The organism is Paraburkholderia piptadeniae (assembly GCF_900007165.1).
GTDB classification, from domain to species: Bacteria; Pseudomonadota; Gammaproteobacteria; order Burkholderiales; family Burkholderiaceae; genus Paraburkholderia; species Paraburkholderia piptadeniae.
On sequence record NZ_CYGY02000169.1, the window covers coordinates 1 to 697 of the forward strand.

At 63.7% G+C, this 697-nt stretch carries 1 pseudogene; it reads left to right on the plus strand.

From position 1 onward, the window contains the following. Window positions 1–697: pseudogene (locus BN2476_RS43855) on the plus strand (N-methylproline demethylase); the annotation flags it as partial.

Consider the following 697-nt stretch of genomic DNA (forward strand, 5'->3'; position numbering starts at 1 on the left):
AGATCATGCTGGCCGCGAAGGCGCCGCAGCGCGAGCAGATGGCGGGCATCGTGCGCTGGTTCGATATGGAAACGAAGCGCCTCGGCGTCGACCGGCGTCTGGGCGTCGAAGCCGACGAGAAGATGATTCTTGCCGAGAAGCCCGACATCATCGTGCTCGCAACAGGTGGTTCCAGCTTCACGCATCAGGTGCCCGCATGGGGCGTCGACGAAGGGCTCGCGGTGAGTTCGTGGGACATCCTGTCGGGCAAGGTCGAGCCGAAGCAGAACGTGCTCGTGTACGACGGCGTGAGCACGCATGCGGGCGCGGGTGTCGCCGACTTCATCGCGAGCCGCGGCTCGAAGGTCGAGATCGTCACGCCCGACGTGAAAGTGGCCGACGACGTCGGCGGCACCACGTTCCCCATTTTCTACCGGCGCCTGTACGCGCAGGGCGTGATCCATACGCCGAACTACTGGCTCGACCGCGTGTATGAAGAGGACGGCAAGAAGATCGCCGTGATCCGCAACGAGTACACGGAAGAACAGGAAGAGCGCGCCGTCGATCAGGTAGTGATCGAAAACGGCAGCACGCCGAACGACGCGCTGTACTGGAAGCTCAAGCCCGAGTCGGTGAATCGCGGCCAGGTCGACGTGCAAAAGCTGTTCGCCGCCGAGCCGCAGCCGTCGCTTTCCGAAGAACTCGGCAACGGACGCTT